The sequence below is a fragment of the Achromobacter sp. Marseille-Q0513 genome (genome assembly GCF_018195695.1).
In the GTDB taxonomy this organism is placed as follows: domain Bacteria; phylum Pseudomonadota; class Gammaproteobacteria; order Burkholderiales; family Burkholderiaceae_B; genus Achromobacter.
Map to the genome: position 1 here is coordinate 1 of NZ_JAGTJY010000120.1, position 18236 is coordinate 18236.

At 68.3% G+C, this 18236-nt stretch carries 15 protein-coding genes; 9 read left to right on the top strand and 6 right to left on the bottom strand.

From position 1 onward, the window contains the following. Positions 1-31: 31 nt before the first annotated feature. From KDH83_RS20945 to KDH83_RS20970, 6 genes are all read left to right on the top strand, one after another. Positions 32-877, top strand: a complete 846-nt coding sequence (locus tag KDH83_RS20945; protein ID WP_212319453.1) for a tetratricopeptide repeat protein — start codon at positions 32-34, stop codon at positions 875-877. 42 nt (positions 878-919) lie between these two features. Beyond that, positions 920-1342 carry a DUF3613 domain-containing protein gene (locus tag KDH83_RS20950; protein ID WP_212319431.1) on the top strand — a complete coding sequence of 141 codons (423 nt, stop codon included), beginning with the start codon at positions 920-922 and terminating at the stop codon, positions 1340-1342. 93 nt (positions 1343-1435) lie between these two features. Further along, entirely contained in the window at positions 1436-3538 is a 2103-nt protein-coding gene (locus KDH83_RS20955) for a pilus assembly protein TadG-related protein (RefSeq protein ID WP_249205248.1), read from the top strand. Positions 3539-3586: 48 nt separating this feature from the next. Beyond that, on the top strand, positions 3587-4987 hold the full coding sequence (locus KDH83_RS20960) for a sigma-54 dependent transcriptional regulator (RefSeq protein WP_212319433.1): 1401 nt from the start codon (positions 3587-3589) through the stop codon (positions 4985-4987). A gap of 117 nt (positions 4988-5104) precedes the next feature. Then, positions 5105-5815, top strand: coding sequence for a DUF2968 domain-containing protein (locus KDH83_RS20965; protein ID WP_212319435.1), 711 nt, complete (start codon positions 5105-5107; stop codon positions 5813-5815). An 89-nt stretch (positions 5816-5904) separates the two neighbouring features. Then, complete coding sequence (locus tag KDH83_RS20970) at positions 5905-6375, top strand: DUF1178 family protein (protein WP_212319437.1); 471 nt, start codon at positions 5905-5907, stop codon at positions 6373-6375. A gap of 119 nt (positions 6376-6494) precedes the next feature. Here the strand turns inward: KDH83_RS20970 and efp are convergent, their stop codons facing one another. The 3 genes from efp to KDH83_RS20985 form a co-directional block, all read right to left on the bottom strand. Further along, positions 6495-7055 carry an elongation factor P gene (gene efp, locus KDH83_RS20975; protein WP_212319439.1) on the bottom strand — a complete coding sequence of 187 codons (561 nt, stop codon included), beginning with the start codon at positions 7053-7055 and terminating at the stop codon, positions 6495-6497. Positions 7056-7252: 197 nt separating this feature from the next. Beyond that, positions 7253-8368 (bottom strand): elongation factor P maturation arginine rhamnosyltransferase EarP, encoded by a 1116-nt coding sequence (gene earP, locus KDH83_RS20980; protein WP_212319441.1) that lies wholly within the window; start codon positions 8366-8368, stop codon positions 7253-7255. Positions 8369-8376: 8 nt separating this feature from the next. Beyond that, positions 8377-9579, bottom strand: a complete 1203-nt coding sequence (locus KDH83_RS20985) for a DUF2863 family protein (protein WP_103275412.1) — start codon at positions 9577-9579, stop codon at positions 8377-8379. A 288-nt stretch (positions 9580-9867) separates the two neighbouring features. On the opposite strand from KDH83_RS20985, the gene KDH83_RS20990 reads away from it, so the two are divergent. Next, positions 9868-10641: a class III extradiol ring-cleavage dioxygenase gene (locus KDH83_RS20990; RefSeq protein ID WP_212319443.1), complete on the top strand. Its 774-nt coding sequence runs from the start codon at positions 9868-9870 to the stop codon at positions 10639-10641. 179 nt (positions 10642-10820) lie between these two features. Next, positions 10821-11786, top strand: coding sequence for an OmpA family protein (locus KDH83_RS20995; protein ID WP_212319445.1), 966 nt, complete (start codon positions 10821-10823; stop codon positions 11784-11786). 82 nt (positions 11787-11868) lie between these two features. Here KDH83_RS20995 and acnA read toward each other — a convergent pair whose 3' ends face one another. Next, positions 11869-14574, bottom strand: coding sequence for an aconitate hydratase AcnA (gene acnA, locus KDH83_RS21000; RefSeq protein ID WP_212319447.1), 2706 nt, complete (start codon positions 14572-14574; stop codon positions 11869-11871). A 285-nt stretch (positions 14575-14859) separates the two neighbouring features. After that, positions 14860-15768 (bottom strand): LysR substrate-binding domain-containing protein, encoded by a 909-nt coding sequence (locus KDH83_RS21005; RefSeq protein ID WP_212319449.1) that lies wholly within the window; start codon positions 15766-15768, stop codon positions 14860-14862. Between the two features lie 123 nt (positions 15769-15891). On the opposite strand from KDH83_RS21005, the gene KDH83_RS21010 reads away from it, so the two are divergent. Further along, positions 15892-16815, top strand: coding sequence for a pirin-like C-terminal cupin domain-containing protein (locus KDH83_RS21010; RefSeq protein ID WP_212319451.1), 924 nt, complete (start codon positions 15892-15894; stop codon positions 16813-16815). Between the two features lie 4 nt (positions 16816-16819). Here the strand turns inward: KDH83_RS21010 and KDH83_RS21015 are convergent, their stop codons facing one another. Beyond that, on the bottom strand, positions 16820-18232 hold the full coding sequence (locus tag KDH83_RS21015) for a sigma-54 dependent transcriptional regulator (RefSeq protein ID WP_212319457.1): 1413 nt from the start codon (positions 18230-18232) through the stop codon (positions 16820-16822). Positions 18233-18236 lie beyond the last annotated feature (4 nt).

The following is an 18236-nucleotide window of genomic DNA, read 5'->3' on the forward strand; positions in this document are numbered from 1 at the left end:
GGATGTGATGGCGGGCGGTATCGGAAGCACGATGGGCAGGCTGCGGTGGGCGGCGCTGGCGGCGGTGATGGCGGGCGCGGGCCTGTCCGGCTGCAAGACCAACAACGTCGAGTCGGCGTGGCAGCTGATTCAGCAGCAGCAACAGGAGCAGGCGCTGGCGCGGCAGAAGGAGGACGAGGCCGAGAACAAGCGGCGGCCCGCCGAGCCCGAGCTGATGCTGAGCATGATCGCCGAAGCGCAGCGACAGGAGCGCTATTTCGCTTCGCTGGCCTATATCGACGCCTTCCAGCAGCAGTTCGGCAATGATCCGCGTGTCGGGCCGATGCGCGCCGAGGCGCTGCGGCAGACCGGGCAGACCGCCGCCAGCGAGCAGGCATACCGGGCCTTGCTGGGCACGCCGCAGGCCGCCGATGGCTGGCACGGGCTGGGCCTGATCGCCGGCGCGCGCGGCCAGTACGCGCAGGCGGCGGATGATTTCTCGCGCGCGGCCAAGCTGGCGCCGACGGATCCGCGCATTCTCGGCGACCTGGGCTATGCGCGCCTGCGGGCGGGCGATCCCGCGGGCGCACGGGTGCCGCTGGGCCAGGCCGCCGAACTGGCGCCGGAAAGTCCCAAGGTGCTGGCCAACCTGGCGCTGCTGCTGCTGGTGGAAGGCGACGCGGTCAAGGCGCAGCGGGTGATGGACCAGGCCAAGCTGGGCGAGGAGGCGCGCGCGCAAGTATTGCGCCTGGCCGCCGAGGTGCGCAGCCAGAATGCGCCGCCGCCGCCGCTGGCCGACGCCTCGCCCGCGCGGACGCCTGGCGCCGGCGCGGCCACGGTGTCGCCGGTGGTGGGGCCCTTGATGGATCGGCTCGGCAACGGGCCCATCGTGCGTTGAGCGCGATTGATGAGCAAACCGACATTTCCCAGGAAAACCGTCATGTTCCCAGACCCGAAACGCGTGACCCTGTGCCTGGCGCTGTTTCTCAGCGCGGGCGCGATGGCGCAATCCAACGCGCCCCGGACCGGCGCGATGAACGGCGGCGCGCAAGCGCAGGCGGCGCCCGTGCAAGCCGCGCCCGTGCCGGCGGCCGACATGCCGGCGCGCCCCGTGGTGCAGCAGGTCCAGACGCCGATGCCGCCGCCCCAGGCGAGCGCGCCCGAGCCCGAGCCTCAGTCTGAAGCCGTGGGCGACATCACGCGCGCGCTGTTCGAGGCGCAGGCCGACGGCCGCCGCGCGGGCGGCGCGCTGCCCATGCTGGGGCCGGTGTCGACCGCGGCCTGGAACCGGTATCTGGAGAGCTTCTCCCATCCCATTCCCGAGTGGTTCCAGAAGCGGATGGAAACCAAGAACACCAATTAAGCATGCGTTCCGCGCGTTCCGGACCGATGTCCGGGACGCGCGGGTTCCCCGGTCCAGGCACGCCGGTCTTCGTATCCATGCGGAGTCGCGAACATGTCAACCCGCTCGATCCGTTACGTTCCTCGCTCGCGGCAGCGCGGCAGCATGACCGTCGCCGTCGTGTTCGCGGTGCTGGTGGGCCTGGTGCTGCTGGGCGTGGCGCAGCTGGGCTATGGCTACTACATGAAGCGTGAGGTCCAGAAGGCCGCGGACCTGGCCGCGCTGTCGGCCGTGCAGGTGCTGGGCATGGGCGCCGCGGCGGATTGCAGCCGCGCCAAGGCGGCGGGCGTGTCGGCGGCGCTGGCCAATCTGCCCAATATCCTGAATACCTTTTCCGCGGCCGACGTGACCGTGGATTGCAAGCTGTGGGATCCGACGCGCCCGCCGGTCGGCGGCATGCCGCTGTTCGATCCGGCCAGCGGTCAGCTGCCCAATGCGATGCGCGTGCGCATCGGCAAGACGCTGGGCAATGTCATTCCCAGCGCCTTCGTTGGCGGCGACACTGTCGTGTCGGTGCAGGCGGTGGCGACCAGCACGCAGCCGGTGGCGGCCTTCACGGTCGGATCGCGGCTGCTGCGGCTGGAGAAGGGCGGTCTGCTGTCCAAGATCCTGGCCTCGGTGGGGGCCTCGCCGCAGCAGCTGGACGTGCTCGACGCGGCCGGCCTGGCCACGGTCAACATCACGCCGTCCGGCTTGCTGGAGGCGCTGGGCCTGCCGCTGTCGGTGGCCACCGGCGTGGGCACGCCCGCCCAGCTGGCGGCGGTCAGCAACCTGACGCTGGGCCAGCTGCTGAACGCCACGCTGACCGTGATCAACAAGGCGGGCACGGCGGCGGCCGACATCACGCTGCTGAACAACGCCATCAAGACCGTGCTGCAGGTCATGCCGCTGAACCTGCCGGTCAAGCTGTTCGGCGACGGCGGCGTGCTGGACCTGGAGGTGGTGGGCGGCAGCGTCACGTCGGCGCTGCAGGCGAACGTCAACGCCCTCAACATCCTGCAGACCGCGCTGGTGATCGCCAACGGCCAGAACCTGATCGACCTGGGGCTGAACGTGCCGCTGCTGGGCGTGCAGTCGAAGGTGCGCATCGTCGAGCCGCCGTCGATTGCGGTGGGTGGCGTGGGCGCCACGGCCACCAGCGCGGGCATCCGCGTCTACCTGCGCATCAATACGAACAATATCCCGCTGCTCGGGCCCCTGTTGGGATCGACGCTGGGGACCTGGGTCGACCTGCCGGTCATCATCGACGTGGCCCAGTCCACCGGCACGCTCGCGAAGCTGTGCCAGGCGCCGCTGACCTCGACGCAGGCCACCATCAACGTGACCTCGTCGCTGGCCAATGTCTGCCTGGGCCGTTTCCCGGGCATGACCTCCGACAGCGACACCAGTCCGGCCAACTTCCTGGCCCTGACCAACGCCTGCCAGCCGGCTTCGTTCAACGCCATCCAGCGCTACAAGGTGCTCAATGTGCTGGGCATCCTGCCATTGACCAGCAAGGTCACGCTGCCGGTCTTCAATTCGGCGGCGCCGGTGCCGGTCACGCTGACCGCGCCGCCATCGCCCAATTCCAAGGCCACCGTCAACGCCACCTCGCTGGACCTGACCAAGCTGGCCTCGAATCTGGCCGATGCGCTGATCGGCGGCATCCTGGGCGACCTGTTCAACACCGGTACGCCGCTGACCGAGCAGCAGCGCACCGATCTGGCCACCAAGCTGGTGGGCGGCGGCGGGTCGAATCCCGGCAAGTCGGTGTCGGAAGTCGTCAACAACATGCAGTGGTCCAAGGACGCCATGAATCAGCTCGGGCAGCGCATGAGCACGGGCGGGTTGACCGGGGTGCTGGGCGGCACGCTGCAGCTGGTGGGCAACATCCTGAGCTCGCTGCTGCTGGCGCCGCTGAGCGACCTGACCTGCGCGCTGGCGATCGTGCCGGACGCCATTCGCCAGTGCCGGGTCGGCGCCGTCAGCAGCCTGGCGCTGACCGGCGGCAATCAGGCCAGCGGCGTGCTGTCGGTCGTGGTGACGCTGCTGCAGCCGCTGCTGGACATGCTGTCGACCCTGCTGCAGCAACTGCTGGACCTGCTGGGCCTGAGCCTGGGCCAGACCGATGTGTCGCTGCTGTCGGTGGATTGCGGCAAGCCCCGGCTGGTGTATTGATCTGGAACCTCTAACAGGAAGCCCGGAAGCGGGCTGCGTGGTTTGCCAATGAATCAGAAATTCGTCCGCGAGGAGTTCGATCTGTATGTCTGGGAGGGCACGTCCGACATCGCCGCGCGCGCCGAGCGCTGCCTGGCGGGCATGGACGTGACGCTGGTGCGGGCGGACGCCGGCACGGCCTTTCCACCGCCGCGCGATCCGGGCCGACCCGCCGTGGCGCTGGTGTCGGTGTCGGTGATGGGCGACAACCGCTTCAGCGGCTACGACTGGCTGGCGGTACAGGCGCTGCCCATCATCTGGGTGGCCTCCGAGGCGCGTGGCCGCGATCCGCGCTATTACCCGCCCGAATACTCCTATACCTTGCCGCTGGCCTTCACCACGGCCGACCTGCGCAAGCTGCTGTTCGAACTGCTGGGCGTGCTGGACCAGGCCCGGCCGGCCGCGCCCCGGCGCGAACAGCCGCTGATCGCGGTGTCCGAGCCGATGCGGGCCCTGCTGGCGGAAGCCGAGATGTACGCGGATTGCCGAAGCAACGTGCTGGTTCATGGCGAAACCGGCGTCGGCAAGGAGCGCGTGGCGCGCCTGCTGCACGACCGCGCGGCCTGGGCCGACGGTCCCTTTGTCGCGGTCAATTGCGGCGCCATTCCCGAAGGACTGTTCGAGGCGCATTTCTTCGGCCATGCCAAGGGCGCCTTCACCGGCGCCGTCGGCGCGCACAAGGGCTATTTCGAGCAGGCCAACGGCGGCACGCTGTTCCTGGACGAGATCGGCGACCTGCCGCTGTACCAGCAGGTCAAGCTGCTGCGCGTGCTGGAGCAGAGCGCGGTCACGCGCCTGGGCTCGGCGACTGAGGTGCCGGTGGATTTCCGGCTGGTCGCCGCCACCAACAAGGATCTGCGAGTGTTGGTGGCGCAGGATGAGTTCCGCGCGGATCTGTACTATCGGCTGGCGGTGATCGAATTGCGCATCCCCAGCCTGGAGCAGCGCGGAGCCGCCGAGAAGATCGCTCTGTTCCGGTCATTGCTGGACCGGATGGGCGCCGGTGACGAGCCGCCGGACTGGCTGCTGGAACGCGCCGGCGCCACACGCTACGAGGGCAATGTGCGCGAGCTGTCCAACGTGGCAGAGCGCGTGGCCATCGTCCGGCGCCAGTTCCAGTCCTGGGACCGGACGCGCATCGAGCGCATCTTCGACCAGCTGGCCGAGCCGCTGCGCACGCCGGCCACGCTGGGCACGGGCGGCGCGCAGTGCGAACCGCCGGTATTCACCGATGCCGAACGGGCCGAGCGCGCCCGCATCCTGGCCGCGCTGGACGCCAACGGCTGGCGCCGGCAGGACACCGCCAATACCTTGGGCATCAGTCGCAAGGTGCTGTGGGAAAAGATGCGTAAGCTGCATCTGGGAGGCGGGCAGGGCGAAACCGCCGACGGGATGGTGGAAGCCTCCTGAAGGCGCAATAGGGAATGGCCCGTAGAGGGCGACATCCGGGGCGGCGCGCCGTGCGCGCGCGGCAGCTTCCGGAGCAATAAATTGCTATAGTTCCGCAACGATTTTTTTGGGGTAGGCATGAACGTCCACTTTATCCGTGCCACCGCGCGCATGGCGCTGTTGGGTACGGCCCTGTCCGGTCTGGCGGCTTGCGCCAGCGCCCAGCAACCCGAAGCGGCCCGGCCCGCGGTCCAGCAGGTCGAAGACACGCAGGCCGCGTCCACGCCGGTGACGCCGCCGCCTCCCGCGCCCGCCGCGCGGCCGGCCAGCACCGTCGCCGAGCTGCAAAGCCTGATCCAGAACCGCCAGGTCTCGGAACTGCGCACGACCTACAACGGCACCTACGGCGCCAGCCTGCTGTTCAAGCCGGACGACCTGACCTATTACGTGGCCCTGTTCCAGCAGAAGGATTTCTGGCGCGTGGTCAAGACCCAATCCGACAAGCAGGCCGAGGCCACCTACCGCGCCTTCGCCAGCCAGTCGATGGAACTGGCCGAGGTCGATATCCAGCGCATCCGCCTGCAGGCGGAGTACGCCCACAACGAGAAGCTGCTGGCCAGCCGCAACGCCCAGCTGAGCACGCTGCAGGCCGACAACACGCTGCGCATGCAGCAGGAAGAGCAGGTCGCCGCCCGCCAGCAGCAATCGCGCCAGGAAGCCACCGCCCTGGCCGACCAGCAGAAGGACGTGCGCCAGCAACTGCGTGACCTGCAGCGCCAGATCGACGCCCTGCAGGCCCAGCAGGTCCAGCTCGGCGGCGCGGGCGCGTCGTCCAAGCGCGGCAGGTAAGCGCTCGTCTGCGCGTCTGGCATACGATATAGCGGGCCCGTCTGGGCCCGCTTTCTTGTATTCTGCCGGGTGATCCTCATATAGACCCCATGGCACTCAAAGTTTTCGACCTCCAGTGCGAGCACAGCCACATCTTCGAAGGCTGGTTCGGTTCGCACGAAGACTACGACGCGCAGCAGGCGCGAGGTCTGGTCACGTGCCCTGTCTGCGGATCGGCGTCGATCACCAAGCGCCTGTCGGCGCCGCGGCTGAACGTCGCGCATCTGCACGCGCCCGAACCCGCGCCGCAGCAGCGGCAGGTCGAAGCGCCTGCCGGCGCTGAGGCCCAGAAAATGGCGGCTCTGCAGGCCGCCGTCCTGACCCAGGTGCGGGCCATGCTGCGCAGTACCGAGAACGTCGGCGCGCGCTTCGCCGAAGAGGCGCGCCGCATCCACGAGGGCGAGGCCGACGAGCGTCCCATCCGTGGAACCGCGTCGCGCGAAGAGCGCGAGGCGCTGGCCGAGGACGGCATCGAGGTCATGGCGGTGCCTGACTTCCTGGACGACGACCGGCTGCAGTAGGCGCGGGCCAACCAGGCGATAAACGCCCGGTCAAAAAACGTCGGGCGCGGACTCATCTCCGAACGACAGGCAAAAAAAAAGCCAGACCAACGGTCTGGCTTTTTCGTTTGCGGCCGGGATCAGTTGTTGACGCGGCTGCGGTACTCGTTCGTGCGGGTGTCGATTTCGATCTTGTCGCCGATGGCGCAGAACAGCGGCACGTTCAGTTCGTAGCCGGTGTTGATCTTGGCGGGCTTGAGCACCTTGCCCGAGGTGTCGCCGCGAACGGCCGGCTCGGTGTAGGTGATTTCGCGCACGATGACCGTGGGCAGTTCCACCGAGATGGCGCGGCCGTCGTAGAAGACCACTTCCACGGGCATCGACTCTTCCAGGTAGTTCAGGGCGTCGCCCATGCTGTCGGCTTCGATTTCGTACTGGTTGTACTCTTCGTCCAGGAAGACGTACATCGGGTCGCCGAAGTAGGAGTAGGTGCAGTCCTTGCGTTCCAGTTGGACGACTTCGAACTTTTCGTCGGCCTTGTAGACCGATTCGCTGGCGGCGCCGGTCAGCAGGTTCTTGAACTTCAGCTTCACAACGGCGGCGTTGCGGCCGGACTTGTTGTATTCAGCCTTCTGGACGACCAGCGGGTCCTTGCCGACCATGGCCACGTTGCCGACTCGCAATTCCTGAGCGGTTTTCATCGATAAAACTCCGGGGGGTAAGGGGTGCACTCGCCGTGCTTGCACAAATCACCGCGCTGTCGACCCTGGTTCGCCATCGCCATCATCTGGCGGGCGGATGCGGGATTTCACGCGGGTTTTCGATCTTGTGCACACCCCGGGAGGCGTCAGTATTTTGAGGCCCGATCGCGTCAGGGCTTCTCAGAAAACTCTCTATTCTAGCGTTTCTTGGCCAACTCTGCGCAAAATGCGGCCAGATTTTCCGCCAGGTCGGGCCGGTCGGCCTGGGCTGCGTCCCAGTCACGGGCGGCCCGGGCCCAGGCCTGCCAGGCCTCGGGCTCCAGGGCGGTGGCCAGGGCCGGACCAAGGGCTTGCGGGCTGTCGGGCTGGTTCCAGGCCCGGATCAGCGCCCGGGCGCCTTCGGTGGCCGGATAGCGGGCCAGCCAGGCCTCGAGCTTGTCCAGATGGACCTGGTCGTGCTGCGGGTAGATCTGCCAGACCAGCGGACGCGCGGCCCAGGCGGCTCGCACGAAGGAATCCTCGCCGCGCACGAAATTCAGGTCGGCGCACCACAGCAGGCGGTCGAAGTCCGGCTGGCTGACGAAGGGCAGCCTGACCAGGGTGGGGCGGCCCGGCGCGGCGCAGGCCGCTTCCAGGCTGGGCGCCACGCCTTCGGGCGCCAGCAGCACGGTCGGGCGCGGATCGGCGGCCAGGGCCGAGGCCAGCGCGTCGACCGGCGCGTCCGGATAGCAAAACAGGGACACAAGTCGGGCGCCGTCGCGCCGGCGCGACAGCGCATCCGGCGGCACGCCCAGCGCGCGCAGCACGGACTCCTGTTGTTCGGGCGAGGCCTGCAGCGCGTCGCGTTCGGCGGACAGGCCGGGCTCGCGCAGCAGTCCGCCCGTGGCCGGAGTGAAGCCGGGAAAGTAGAAATGCTTGACCAGCCCGTCGGGCCGTTGCGACGGCAGGCCGTGGCAGCTTTCGATCCAGGCTTCGGCGCTCAGGTATTCCAGGTTGATCCAGACGGGATGGGCCTGGCGCATGGCCGCGAGGAAGGCGTCGGGCGGATCGCAGGCAAAGGCCTCGATCACCACGTCGCCGGGCGTCAGGTCGGCGGGCGGCGCCGGCGTCCAGTGGACGATGTCGATGCCCAGGCATTGCTGGCGTGCCTGTTCCGGGTCCAGTCCGGGCTGGATGCGGGCGAAGGCCCGCAGGTCATCGACCCACAGGCGCGGCCGCCAGCCCGGGACCTGGGCCAGCCGGCGGGCCAGACGCCAGCACACGCCGATGTCGCCGTAGTTGTCGACGACCCGGCAGAAGATGTCGGCCCGCATCGCGCTTCCTAGTGGAACTTGGCCGGCGCGGCCTCGGCATCCTCGGGCAGCTCGGCGTGCACCAGTTCGCCCAGCGGATTCGGGAAGTAGGGCGCGCCGCAGTCCTCGCAGTAGTCAGGCGGCAGCAGGCCGGGAATGCGGCGCACGTCGTTGACGCCGTATTCCTTGAGCAGCGCGGCGATTTCGTCGACCACGTCGGGCTGGCCCTCGTCGGCCGGCAGGTCTTCCTCGCGCCCATACAGCGGCCAGACGCAGCCGTAGTACACGTCATTGCTGTTGCGCGCGGTGAAGCCGATGCGGTATTCGTCGATCCGGCTTTCGCCGCAGCCGGCCACCACGGCCCGCAGCTGGGAGGCTTCGAGATTGACCGCGCCTTCGAGCCAGCTGATGGCGGCGCGCAGCGACAGCGGGCGCACGCGCCGGTCGGCTTCGCGGTTGCTCACGTAATAGGCGTCCGGCAGCAGCGATTCGAAGCCGCAGCCGGGCAGCAGGGCGGCCAGCGTGGGCTGGGCCTGCGCGGCCCATTGCTGCTGGCAGGCTTCGCGGCTGGCGTCGGCGTCGCCGATCTGCTCCTGCCAGCGGAAGATGGGGGCGTGCTCGGGCACGGCCACCGCGGCGACGATGTAGCGCGTGTCCGCCAGCATGTTCGCGGTTTCGGCCTCGGTGTTCAGCGCCGGCTTCATGGTTTCGGCGCCCAGCGCCTGGGTGCCCAGGCGTTGCAGCCACTGCCAGGTTTCGGAGAACGTGCGCGGCATCTGGTCCACGCTGACCAGCCAGGGCATCAGCGCCGCGCGCGCCTGGCTGGACAGCACATGGCCGTGAAGCTGGGCCAGCACCGCCTGCTGCGCGCTGGCGGAGATGGCGCCGGTCGGGATCGCATAGCGCGTCCAGGCCACCACCGGAGCCACCACCAGCAGCACGTCGTGGCGTACGCCGTTCTTGTCGATCTTGGTGGATTCGGACAGGGTTTCCGCCTGTTCGATCAGCACCTCGTAGGCGCCGACATCGGCCTGCGCCAGATGGTCCAGCGCGGCTTCGAGCGGGGCGTCTTGCCCGGCCTTGAGCAGCTTCGGGATGGCTTCGGCCAGCTGGGCTTCCCAGAAAATGTCCTCGACGCGGCTGCCCGAGCGGTTGAGCGCCTGGGCAAGCGTGATCAGACGGCTGGCGTCACGGGTCAGGCGGGGAGCGGATTGGCTGCGGGAACGGGCCATGACTTCTATGGGCATCCAGTGAGTGTGCAACGGCGTAGTTTAACGCCCGCGCCGAACCGGATCATTGCGGCGTCGGCCACGCCCGCGCGCAAGGCGGATGGGCGCCGGCGCTTGGGCTGGAGCAGGGCGGTTTCGGCGCGCATATTCGTGCGAGCGGGATGCAGGCGCGCAAGCGGCAGCGGCTATTGATCCGATTTTGGCAATAGAGCATGTCGAAATCCTATGTTTATTGCTCAATCAAATCGGAAGAAAATACTGTCATCGGATTCTCTTTCAGGAGGCAGCGCCATGCGTTGGCCCACGCTTTTCGTTTCCCACGGTTCTCCCATGCTGGCGGTCGAACCCGGCCTGACCGGTCCCGCGCTGGCCGCCTGGAGCCAGGCGCAGGGCCGCAAGCCGCGCGCCATCCTGGTGGTGTCGCCGCACTGGATGGGCCATGGCCTGGCCCTGTCCACGCGCGACCAGCAGGTGGCCTGGCATGATTTCGGCGGTTTTCCGCCGGAGCTGTACACGCTGCAGTACGCCGCGCCCGGCTCGCCGGAACTGGCCGCGCGCGCGCAGGCGCTGCTGGCCGACGCCGGCATCGTCGCCGACCGCGATCCGCGCCGTCCGCTGGACCATGGCGCCTGGGTGCCGCTGCGCTACCTGTATCCCCAGGTCGACGTGCCGGTGGTGCAGCTGTCGCTGGACATGGAGCGTGACGCCACCGGGCAGCTCGAACTGGGCCGCGCGCTGGCGCCGCTGCGCGACGAGGACGTGCTGATCATCGGCTCGGGTTCGCTGACGCACAACCTGCGTGATGTGCGCATGCCGCAGGACGCGGCGCCGGCGGCCTATGTGCCGGCGTTCCAGGACTGGTACGCCGGCCGCCTGGCCGCCATGGACCTGCCGGCGCTGCTGGATTGGCAGGCGCGGGCGCCGGGCGCCGCGCAGGCTCATCCGCATGACGATCACCTGATGCCGCTTTACGTGGCGCTGGGCGCGGGCGGCGGGCGGGCCACTCGGCTGAACGACGAGATTTCGTATGGCGCCCTGGCGATGGATGCCTATGCCTTCGATTGAGGCCTGTCGAAACCCGTGGACGCCGGACGGCGTCTTGCCCTGACGCGCTTGACTACGGTTTGTTACCGGGCGCGGTTTGAAATTTCAGGACGCCTGCGCATAATGGCTGCCGCCCGTATCCGCGGGCGTTTTCCTTTCTGGACGCATGCCGGAGCCTTCCGGCCGGGAGTGTAGAGATCGTGAATGCGCATATCGTGAAATCCGCGTGTCTGGCCGCCATCGCGGCGTCGCTGGCGACGTCGTCGCCGGCCTGGGCCGAGGACGTGAAGGGTTCCAGGGACCATCCCGCGCTGACCCGCTTCGAGGGCGCCGAGATCCGCGCCTACGAGCACAAGGACTTCGACGAAGCCGTGATGCCCGACCGGCCGATCCCGCGTGAAGCCGAGGCCAAGGGCCTGGAGCTGGAGGGCAAGCTGACCCGCATCTCCTACCGCATCGACGGCAAGAAATCGGCGCTGGAGGTCTACCGCAATTACCAGGGCGCGTTGCAGGCCGGCGGCTTCAAGACCCTGTTCGAATGCAAGGGCGACGAGCAGTGCGGCGGCGATTTCCAGTCCTTCGTCATCAATGGCGGAAAGGTACGCCAGCCCGGACAGGGCGATGCCACGTTCGGCGGCAAGTACTACGTGGTGCTGGCCAAGAAGGAAGCCCCCAGCGGTGACATCTACGTGTTCCTGGACGTGATGGAAGACGGCTCCAACCACATCACGCCGGTGTTCCAGCAAGTGCTCGAAACCAAGCCGATGCAGACGGGGCAGGTCCAGGTGCTGGATATGGCCGCCATGCAGAAATCGCTGGCCGAATCGGGCCGCGTCGCGGTCTATGGCGTGTACTTCGATACCGACAAGGCCGAGGTCAAGCCCGAGTCGAAGGCGGCGCTGGACGAGATGGGCAAGCTGCTCAACGCCAATCCGAACCTGAAGGTCTACGTGGTGGGCCACACCGACAACCAGGGCACGCTGGCCGGCAACCTGGACCTGTCGCAAAAGCGCGCCGACGCCGTGGTCAAGGCGCTGGAGTCGGGCTACAAGATTCCGGCCGCGCGCCTGTCGCCGCGCGGCGTGGCCTCGCTGGCGCCGGTGGCCGCCAATGACGCCGAGGCGGGCCGCGCGAAGAACCGCCGCGTCGAGCTGGTGATCCAGTGACGGCGCAGCGTTGAGGAAAAAAGCCCCCGGAACCGTGAGGTCCCGGGGGCTTTTGCCTTGATGGCCCGCGCGGGGCCCGGGCTCAGGCCGCCAGCAGCTGGCGCAGCACGAAGGGCAGGATGCCGCCGTGCTGGTAGTAGTCCACCTCGATCGGCGTGTCGATGCGCAGCAGCACGGTCACGTCCTGCTTGGAACCGTCCTTGCGGGTGATCGTCAGCGTCACGTCCTGCATCGGCTTGATGCCGTTTTCCAGGCCGGAAATGTCGTAGGTTTCCTCGCCGGTGATGCCCAGCGACTGCACGCTGTCGCTGCCCTTGAACTGCAGCGGCAGCACGCCCATGCCCACCAGGTTGCTGCGGTGGATGCGCTCGAAGCTGCGGGTGACCACGGCCTTCACGCCCAGCAGCTGGGTGCCCTTGGCGGCCCAGTCGCGCGACGAGCCGGTGCCGTACTCCTCGCCGCCGAACACCACGGTGGGTGTGCCGGCCGCGACGTACTTCATGGCCGCGTCATAGATGGACATCTGTTCGCCCGAGGGCTGGAACAGCGTGTCGCCGCCTTCGAAGCGGCTGCCGTCCGGCAGCGCGGGAATCATGAGGTTCTTGATGCGCACGTTGGCGAAGGTGCCGCGCATCATGATCTCGTGGTTGCCGCGGCGCGAGCCGTAGCTGTTGAAGTCGGCCTTCATCACGCCGTGCTCCTTCAGCCACTTGCCGGCGGGCGAGGTTTCCTTGATGGAGCCGGCCGGCGAGATGTGGTCGGTGGTGACCGAGTCGCCGAACACGCCCAGCGCGCGCGCGCCCTTGACGGTCGGGGTGGCGCCCGGCGTCATGCCGAAGTCCTGGAAGAACGGCGGTTCGGCGATGTAGGTCGAGTCGGGCCAGTTGTAGGTGTCGCCGGTGACGCCCTTGATGTGTTCCCAGAGTTCGCCGGGGTTGCTCTTGACCTGGCCATAGTTGGCCTGGAAGGCCTTGGGATCCAGCGCGAACTTGAGCAGCGCGTCGATTTCCTCGGTGCTCGGCCAGATGTCGCCCAGCCACACGTCGCCGTTCTTGCCTTGGCCCACGGGCTCGGTCATCAGGTCGCGCGTGATGGTGCCGGCCAGGGCATAGGCCACGACCAGCGGCGGCGAGGCCAGGAAGTTGGCCTTGATGTTCGGGTGGATGCGGGCCTCGAAGTTTCGGTTGCCCGACAGCACGGCGGCGCAGACCAGGTCGTTGCCGGTGATGGCTTCGTTCAGGTCCGGGGTCAGGTCGCCGGCGTTGCCGATGCAGGTGGTGCAGCCGTAGGCGGCCACGTCGAAGCCCAGTTTTTCCAGGTAGGGCAGGAGGCCCGTCTTGGTCAGGTATTCGGTGACCACGCGCGATCCGGGGGCCAGCGAGGTCTTGATGTGCTTGGGCACGGTCAGGCCGGCTTCGACGGCCTTCTTGGCCAGCAGGCCGGCCGCCAGCAGCACGCTGGGGTTGGACGTGTTGGTGCAGGACGTGATGGCCGCGATCAGGATGTCGCCGTTCTTGACCTTGGTGCCGGCGCTGGTGGTGTAGGTCTGGCCCAGCTTGTCGGCGGGCTGGTTGAAGCCGTTCTCGGCGACCGGCTTGGAGAACAGGTCGATGAAGGTGTTCTTGACGTTGCCGATCTCGATGCGGTCCTGCGGACGCTTCGGGCCGGCCAGCGAGGGCGCCACGGTGGACAGGTCCAGCGTCAGCAGCTTGGTGAAGTTGATGTCCTTGGCCTTGGGCACGCCGAACATCTTCTGGGCCTTGAAATAGGCCTCGAAGGCGGCGATCTCGGCTTCGGTGCGGCCGGTGCCGCGGAAGTAGTCGATGGTGCGCTCGTCGACCGGGAAGAAGCCCATGGTCGCGCCGTACTCCGGCGCCATGTTGCCGATGGTGGCGCGTTCGGCCACGGACAGGCTGGCGGTGCCTTCGCCACAGAATTCGACGAACTTGCCCACCACTTTTTCACGGCGCAGCATTTCGGTGATGGTCAGCACCAGGTCGGTGGCGGTGACGCCGCCGCGCAGCTTGCCCTTGAGCTCCACGCCGACCACGTCGGGGGTCAGGAAGTACACGGGCTGGCCCAGCATGCCGGCCTCGGCCTCGATGCCGCCCACGCCCCAGCCGACCACGCCGATGCCGTTGATCATGGTGGTGTGGCTGTCGGTGCCCACCAGCGAGTCGGGGTAGTAGACGTTGTGCTTCTTGTCCTGGTGCACGCCGCGCGCCAGGTATTCCAGGTTGACCTGGTGGACGATGCCGAAGCCCGGGGGCACCACGCCGAAGGTGTCGAAGGCCTGCATGCCCCACTTCATGAACTGGTAGCGCTCCTGGTTGCGCTTGAATTCCAGCTTCATGTTCAGGTCCAGCGCGTTCTTGGTGCCGAAGTAGTCGATCATGACCGAGTGGTCGACCACCAGGTCGACCGGCACCAGCGGCTCGATGCTCTTGGGGCTCTTGCCCATCTGGTCGGCCACCGAGCGCATGGCGGCGATGTCGGCCAGCAGCGGCACGCCGGTGAAGTCCTGCAGCACCACGCGGGCCACCACGAAGGGGATTTCATCCTCGCGCCTGGCGTTGGCCTGCCAGTTGGCCAGCTGCTTGACGTGTTCTTCGGTGACTTTCTTGCCGTCGCAGTTGCGCAGCACCGATTCCAGCACGATGCGGATGGAGACGGGCAGTCGCTGCACGTCCACGCCCAGGGCCTTGCCCAGGGCCGGCAGCGAGTAGTACTGACAGGACTTGTCGCCGATCTTGAAGTTCTTCAGGGTGTCGAGGGTGTTGTGCGGCATGATGGACTCCATGGTTTCGCCCGCGTGAAGCCGGCATTTTCTGGCGTTTTGGCGCGTTTGTCATTCTAAGCGTGACAAGCTCGCGGCGGACCTTATGTCTTATATCTTATATAAGACTTGGGTGGCGCGTCAAAGTTCCGGCCGTGCCCAAACGGGGCCCGAGGCCGTCCGGTCCGCCTCGCGCGCCGCCGCCAGCGCGCAAGGCGACGGGCGCATCCCCGTGGGGATCCTATTTTTTACCAAGAAAGTCCTGCAAGCGTGTGGCGGCCGGCGCGCGGCGGGCGTTCAGCCCAGCCGCGCGGGCAATTCGGCGATGGCGAAGTCCAGGAACCGCCGCAGGGCCAGCGGCGTGCCTCGGCGGGCGGGCATGACCGCGTAGATGCGGGCAGGCGCGGCGGTCCAGGCCGGCAGCAGGACGACGAGGTCGCCGCGCGCCAGCGAGGCCGTGCACAGATAGTGCGGCAGCAGCGCGATACCCAGGCCGGCGCGCGCCATCTCGCGCACCGCGGCCGGATTGTTGCTCAGGCTGCGGGGCGTGAACTCCAGCGACTCCCGCTCGCCCGAGGGATGGCTGAATTGCCAGCTCTGCAGGCTGTCCTGCGTGGCATGCGCCAGCAGCGGCAGGGCGGTCAGATCGCGCGGGCGGCGCAGGTCGGCGCGCGCCAGCTCGGGCGCGGCCACCAGCGCCAGCGGAACCGGGGCCAGTTCGCGCGCCACCAGCCGCGAGTCCGTCAGCGAGGCGCCCTGCGCGCGGAAGGCCAGGTCGTAACCCTCGCCCACCAGGTCGATGATCTGGTCGCGGGTGTCCAGCAGCACGCGCACGCGCGGGTGCTGCTGGCAGTAGCGCCCGATCAGATCGCCCAGCAGCGTGACCGCCAGGGCCGACGGCGCCGTGATGCGCAGCAGCCCGCTGGGCGTGTCGCCCATCGACGCCGCCAGGTCATAGGCCGTGCGCGCCTCGCGCGCCATGGCGCGGGCGTGCACATAGATCTGTTCGCCCATGGGCGTCAGCGAGATATGCCGGGTATTGCGTTGCAGCAGGCGCAGCCCAAGCCGGGCTTCCAGGTCGGCCACGCGCCGGCTGAGCTTGGAGCGCTGCAGGCCCAGGATGCGGGCGGCGGCGGAGAAACCGCCTTTTTCCACCACCTCGCTAAAGAGCAGCAGGTCGTCGAGATGGTGAATATACGAGTTCATGAAGGGCGCGCGCGTGTTGAGATTGTCCTGACAAGCAGGACAATTATTCCTGAAATTGGCCTCTATTGCCTGGCATGCGGAACGCCTAAGCTGTGCGCCACGCAACAATCAGGCAGCACATTCTTGACGATTCTTCTCAGCCCGCTGGTCGCCAGCCAGGCCCAGCCGGTCGGCGAGGCCTGTTCCATCCGCCAGTTCCGCCATACCGATTTCCCCCTGGGCATGTCGCCGCTGGTGCTGGTGGACCATTTCGTCATGACGGGCCCGACCTTCGCGCCGCATCCGCACGCCGGCATTTCCGCGGTGACCCTGCTGTTCGAGGACAGCCAGGGCGTGATGCAAAGCCTGGACAGCGTGCGCAACGACCATGAGATCCGCGCGGGCGACCTGCACTGGACCCTGGCCGGCAAGGGGATCGTGCATACGCAGCAGCCGGTCGGCCCGGCCCGGCTCAACGGCCTGCAGATGTTCGTGAACCTGCCCGAGCGTTTGAAGGGGCTGCCACCGGCGACGTCGCTGCTGCGCGCCTGGGAAATGCCCATCATCCAGAGCGACGCGGGCCGGGTGCGCGTGGTGTCGGGCGCCTACGACGGCTGGGAATCGCCCCCGCTGGGTCCCGAGCCGCTGCTGATCCTGGACATCTGGCTGCGGCCGGGCGCCACGCGCCTGGTGCCGCTGCCCGATGGCTGGAATGCCTGGGTCTACGCCGTGCAGGGCGACCTGGGCCTGCGCGCGCGCCACCAGCTCGGGCCCGGCGCGGCGCCGGCCGCCAAGCGGCAGGGGGAGGATCCGGACTTCGCCGTCCTGCATACGGGTTCGGCCGTGGCCGCCTCGGCCGACGGCGACGGCATGCTGCTGTTGATCGCGGGCCGGGCGCCCGCGCATATCGTCCTGATCGCGGGGCCGGTCATCGACGAGCCCGTGATCCAGCGCGGGCCGTTCGTGATGGCTTCGCAGCGCGCGCTGGAGGAGGCCATGCGGGCCTACGACGCCGGCGATTTCGGACTGATCCGAGATGACGGGTCGGCGCCGGCCGGCCCGGGCTGAGTCGCTACTCGGACGCGCCGCCGCCGGTGTACTCCTGACGGTCTATGCCATGGCGCTGGAGCTTGTCGTAGAACGTCTTGCGCGGAATGCCCAGCGCTTCCAGCGTGGACTTGATGTCGCCATGATGGACGGCCAGCGCGTCGCGGATCAGCTGCGCCTCGAAGCGTTCCATCCGTTCCGGCAGGCTGCCTGCGTCGGCGGCCGGCTGCGGCGCCGACAGCGGCGCGCCGCCATGCACGCCCAGCACCACGCGCTCGGCGAAGTGGGCCAGCTCGCGCACGTTGCCGGGCCAGGCGTGTTCCAGCAGATGCTGCCGGACCTGCGCCGGCAGGTCGGGGATGTCGCGGTGGAAGCGCCGCGAGGCGATGCCCAGGTAATGCGCGAACAGCAGCGGAATGTCGTCGCGCCGTTCGCGCAGTGGCGGGATGCGGATGGTGACGACGTTCAGGCGATAGAACAGGTCCTCGCGGAAATGCGGGCGCGCCACCGGGCTGCCCAGGTCTTCCTTGGTGGCTGCGACCACCCGCAGGTCCAGGCTGCGCACGTCGTTGGTGCCCAGCGGCGTGATCTGGCGGCTTTCCAGCACGCGCAGGAACTTGACCTGGATGCTCAGCGGCATGCTCTCGATCTCGTCGAGGAACAGCGTGCCGCCGCTGGCATGCTCGATGCGGCCGATGCGCCGCTTCTGCGCGCCGGTGAAGGCGCCCGCCTCATGGCCGAACAGCTCGCTTTCGATCACGCTTTCGGGCAGCGCGCCGCAATTGATCGCCACCAGCTCGTGCTGGCGGCGGCGGCTCAGGCGGTGCAGGGCGCTGGCGACCACTTCCTTGCCGGTGCCGGTCTCGCCTTCCACCAGCACGTCCACGTCGGCGTCGGCGATGTGCCGCAGCGTCTGCTTGATCCGCTGCATGGCAGGGGTGTTGCCGATGAACGGCACCGCGTCGGCGCCCGCGGCGAACGCCGCTTCCTGCAGGCGGCGATTTTCCAGGACCAGCCTGCGCTTCTCGGCGGCGTGGCCGATGGTGGCGATCAGGCGCTCGGCGGGATAGGGCTTGGCCAGGAAGTCGTAGGCGCCCTCGCGCATGCACTGGACGGCGGTGGCGATGTCGCCGTGGCCGGTGATCAGGATGACGGGAATCTCGGCATCGATGTCGCGCAGCCGCTGGAACAGTTGCAGCCCGTCCAGGTCCGGCATGCGGATGTCGGTCACCACCACGCCGTCGAACGCGCGCGTCAGCACGGGCAGGGCGGCGCGGGCGCTGGCATGGGCCTCCACTTGGAAGCCGTGCAGCTTCAGCGTCTGGCTGTTGGCTCGGCGCAGCTCGGCGTCGTCGTCGATGAAGACCACGCGCGCGGCGGGCTTGGCGGGGAGGGGGGCGGCGCCGGGTGGCGGCGCGGGGGGGGCGGGGGGGCGCATGGTG

Excerpts from the sequence above, each read along its gene's own strand:
- acnA (WP_212319447.1), bottom strand. The coding sequence starts at position 14,574 with ATGCCGCACAACACCCTCGACACCCTGAAGAACTTCAAGATCGGCGAC.
- KDH83_RS20985 (WP_103275412.1), bottom strand. The coding sequence starts at position 9,579 with ATGGCCCGTTCCCGCAGCCAATCCGCTCCCCGCCTGACCCGTGACGCC.
- KDH83_RS20955 (WP_249205248.1), top strand. The coding sequence starts at position 1,436 with ATGTCAACCCGCTCGATCCGTTACGTTCCTCGCTCGCGGCAGCGCGGC.
- KDH83_RS20945 (WP_212319453.1), top strand. The coding sequence starts at position 32 with ATGGGCAGGCTGCGGTGGGCGGCGCTGGCGGCGGTGATGGCGGGCGCG.
- KDH83_RS21005 (WP_212319449.1), bottom strand. The coding sequence starts at position 15,768 with ATGAACTCGTATATTCACCATCTCGACGACCTGCTGCTCTTTAGCGAG.
- KDH83_RS20960 (WP_212319433.1), top strand. The coding sequence starts at position 3,587 with ATGAATCAGAAATTCGTCCGCGAGGAGTTCGATCTGTATGTCTGGGAG.
- earP (WP_212319441.1), bottom strand. The coding sequence starts at position 8,368 with ATGCGGGCCGACATCTTCTGCCGGGTCGTCGACAACTACGGCGACATC.
- KDH83_RS20965 (WP_212319435.1), top strand. The coding sequence starts at position 5,105 with ATGAACGTCCACTTTATCCGTGCCACCGCGCGCATGGCGCTGTTGGGT.
- KDH83_RS20950 (WP_212319431.1), top strand. The coding sequence starts at position 920 with ATGTTCCCAGACCCGAAACGCGTGACCCTGTGCCTGGCGCTGTTTCTC.
- KDH83_RS21015 (WP_212319457.1), bottom strand. The coding sequence starts at position 18,232 with ATGCGCCCCCCCGCCCCCCCCGCGCCGCCACCCGGCGCCGCCCCCCTC.
- KDH83_RS20990 (WP_212319443.1), top strand. The coding sequence starts at position 9,868 with ATGCGTTGGCCCACGCTTTTCGTTTCCCACGGTTCTCCCATGCTGGCG.
- efp (WP_212319439.1), bottom strand. The coding sequence starts at position 7,055 with ATGAAAACCGCTCAGGAATTGCGAGTCGGCAACGTGGCCATGGTCGGC.
- KDH83_RS20970 (WP_212319437.1), top strand. The coding sequence starts at position 5,905 with ATGGCACTCAAAGTTTTCGACCTCCAGTGCGAGCACAGCCACATCTTC.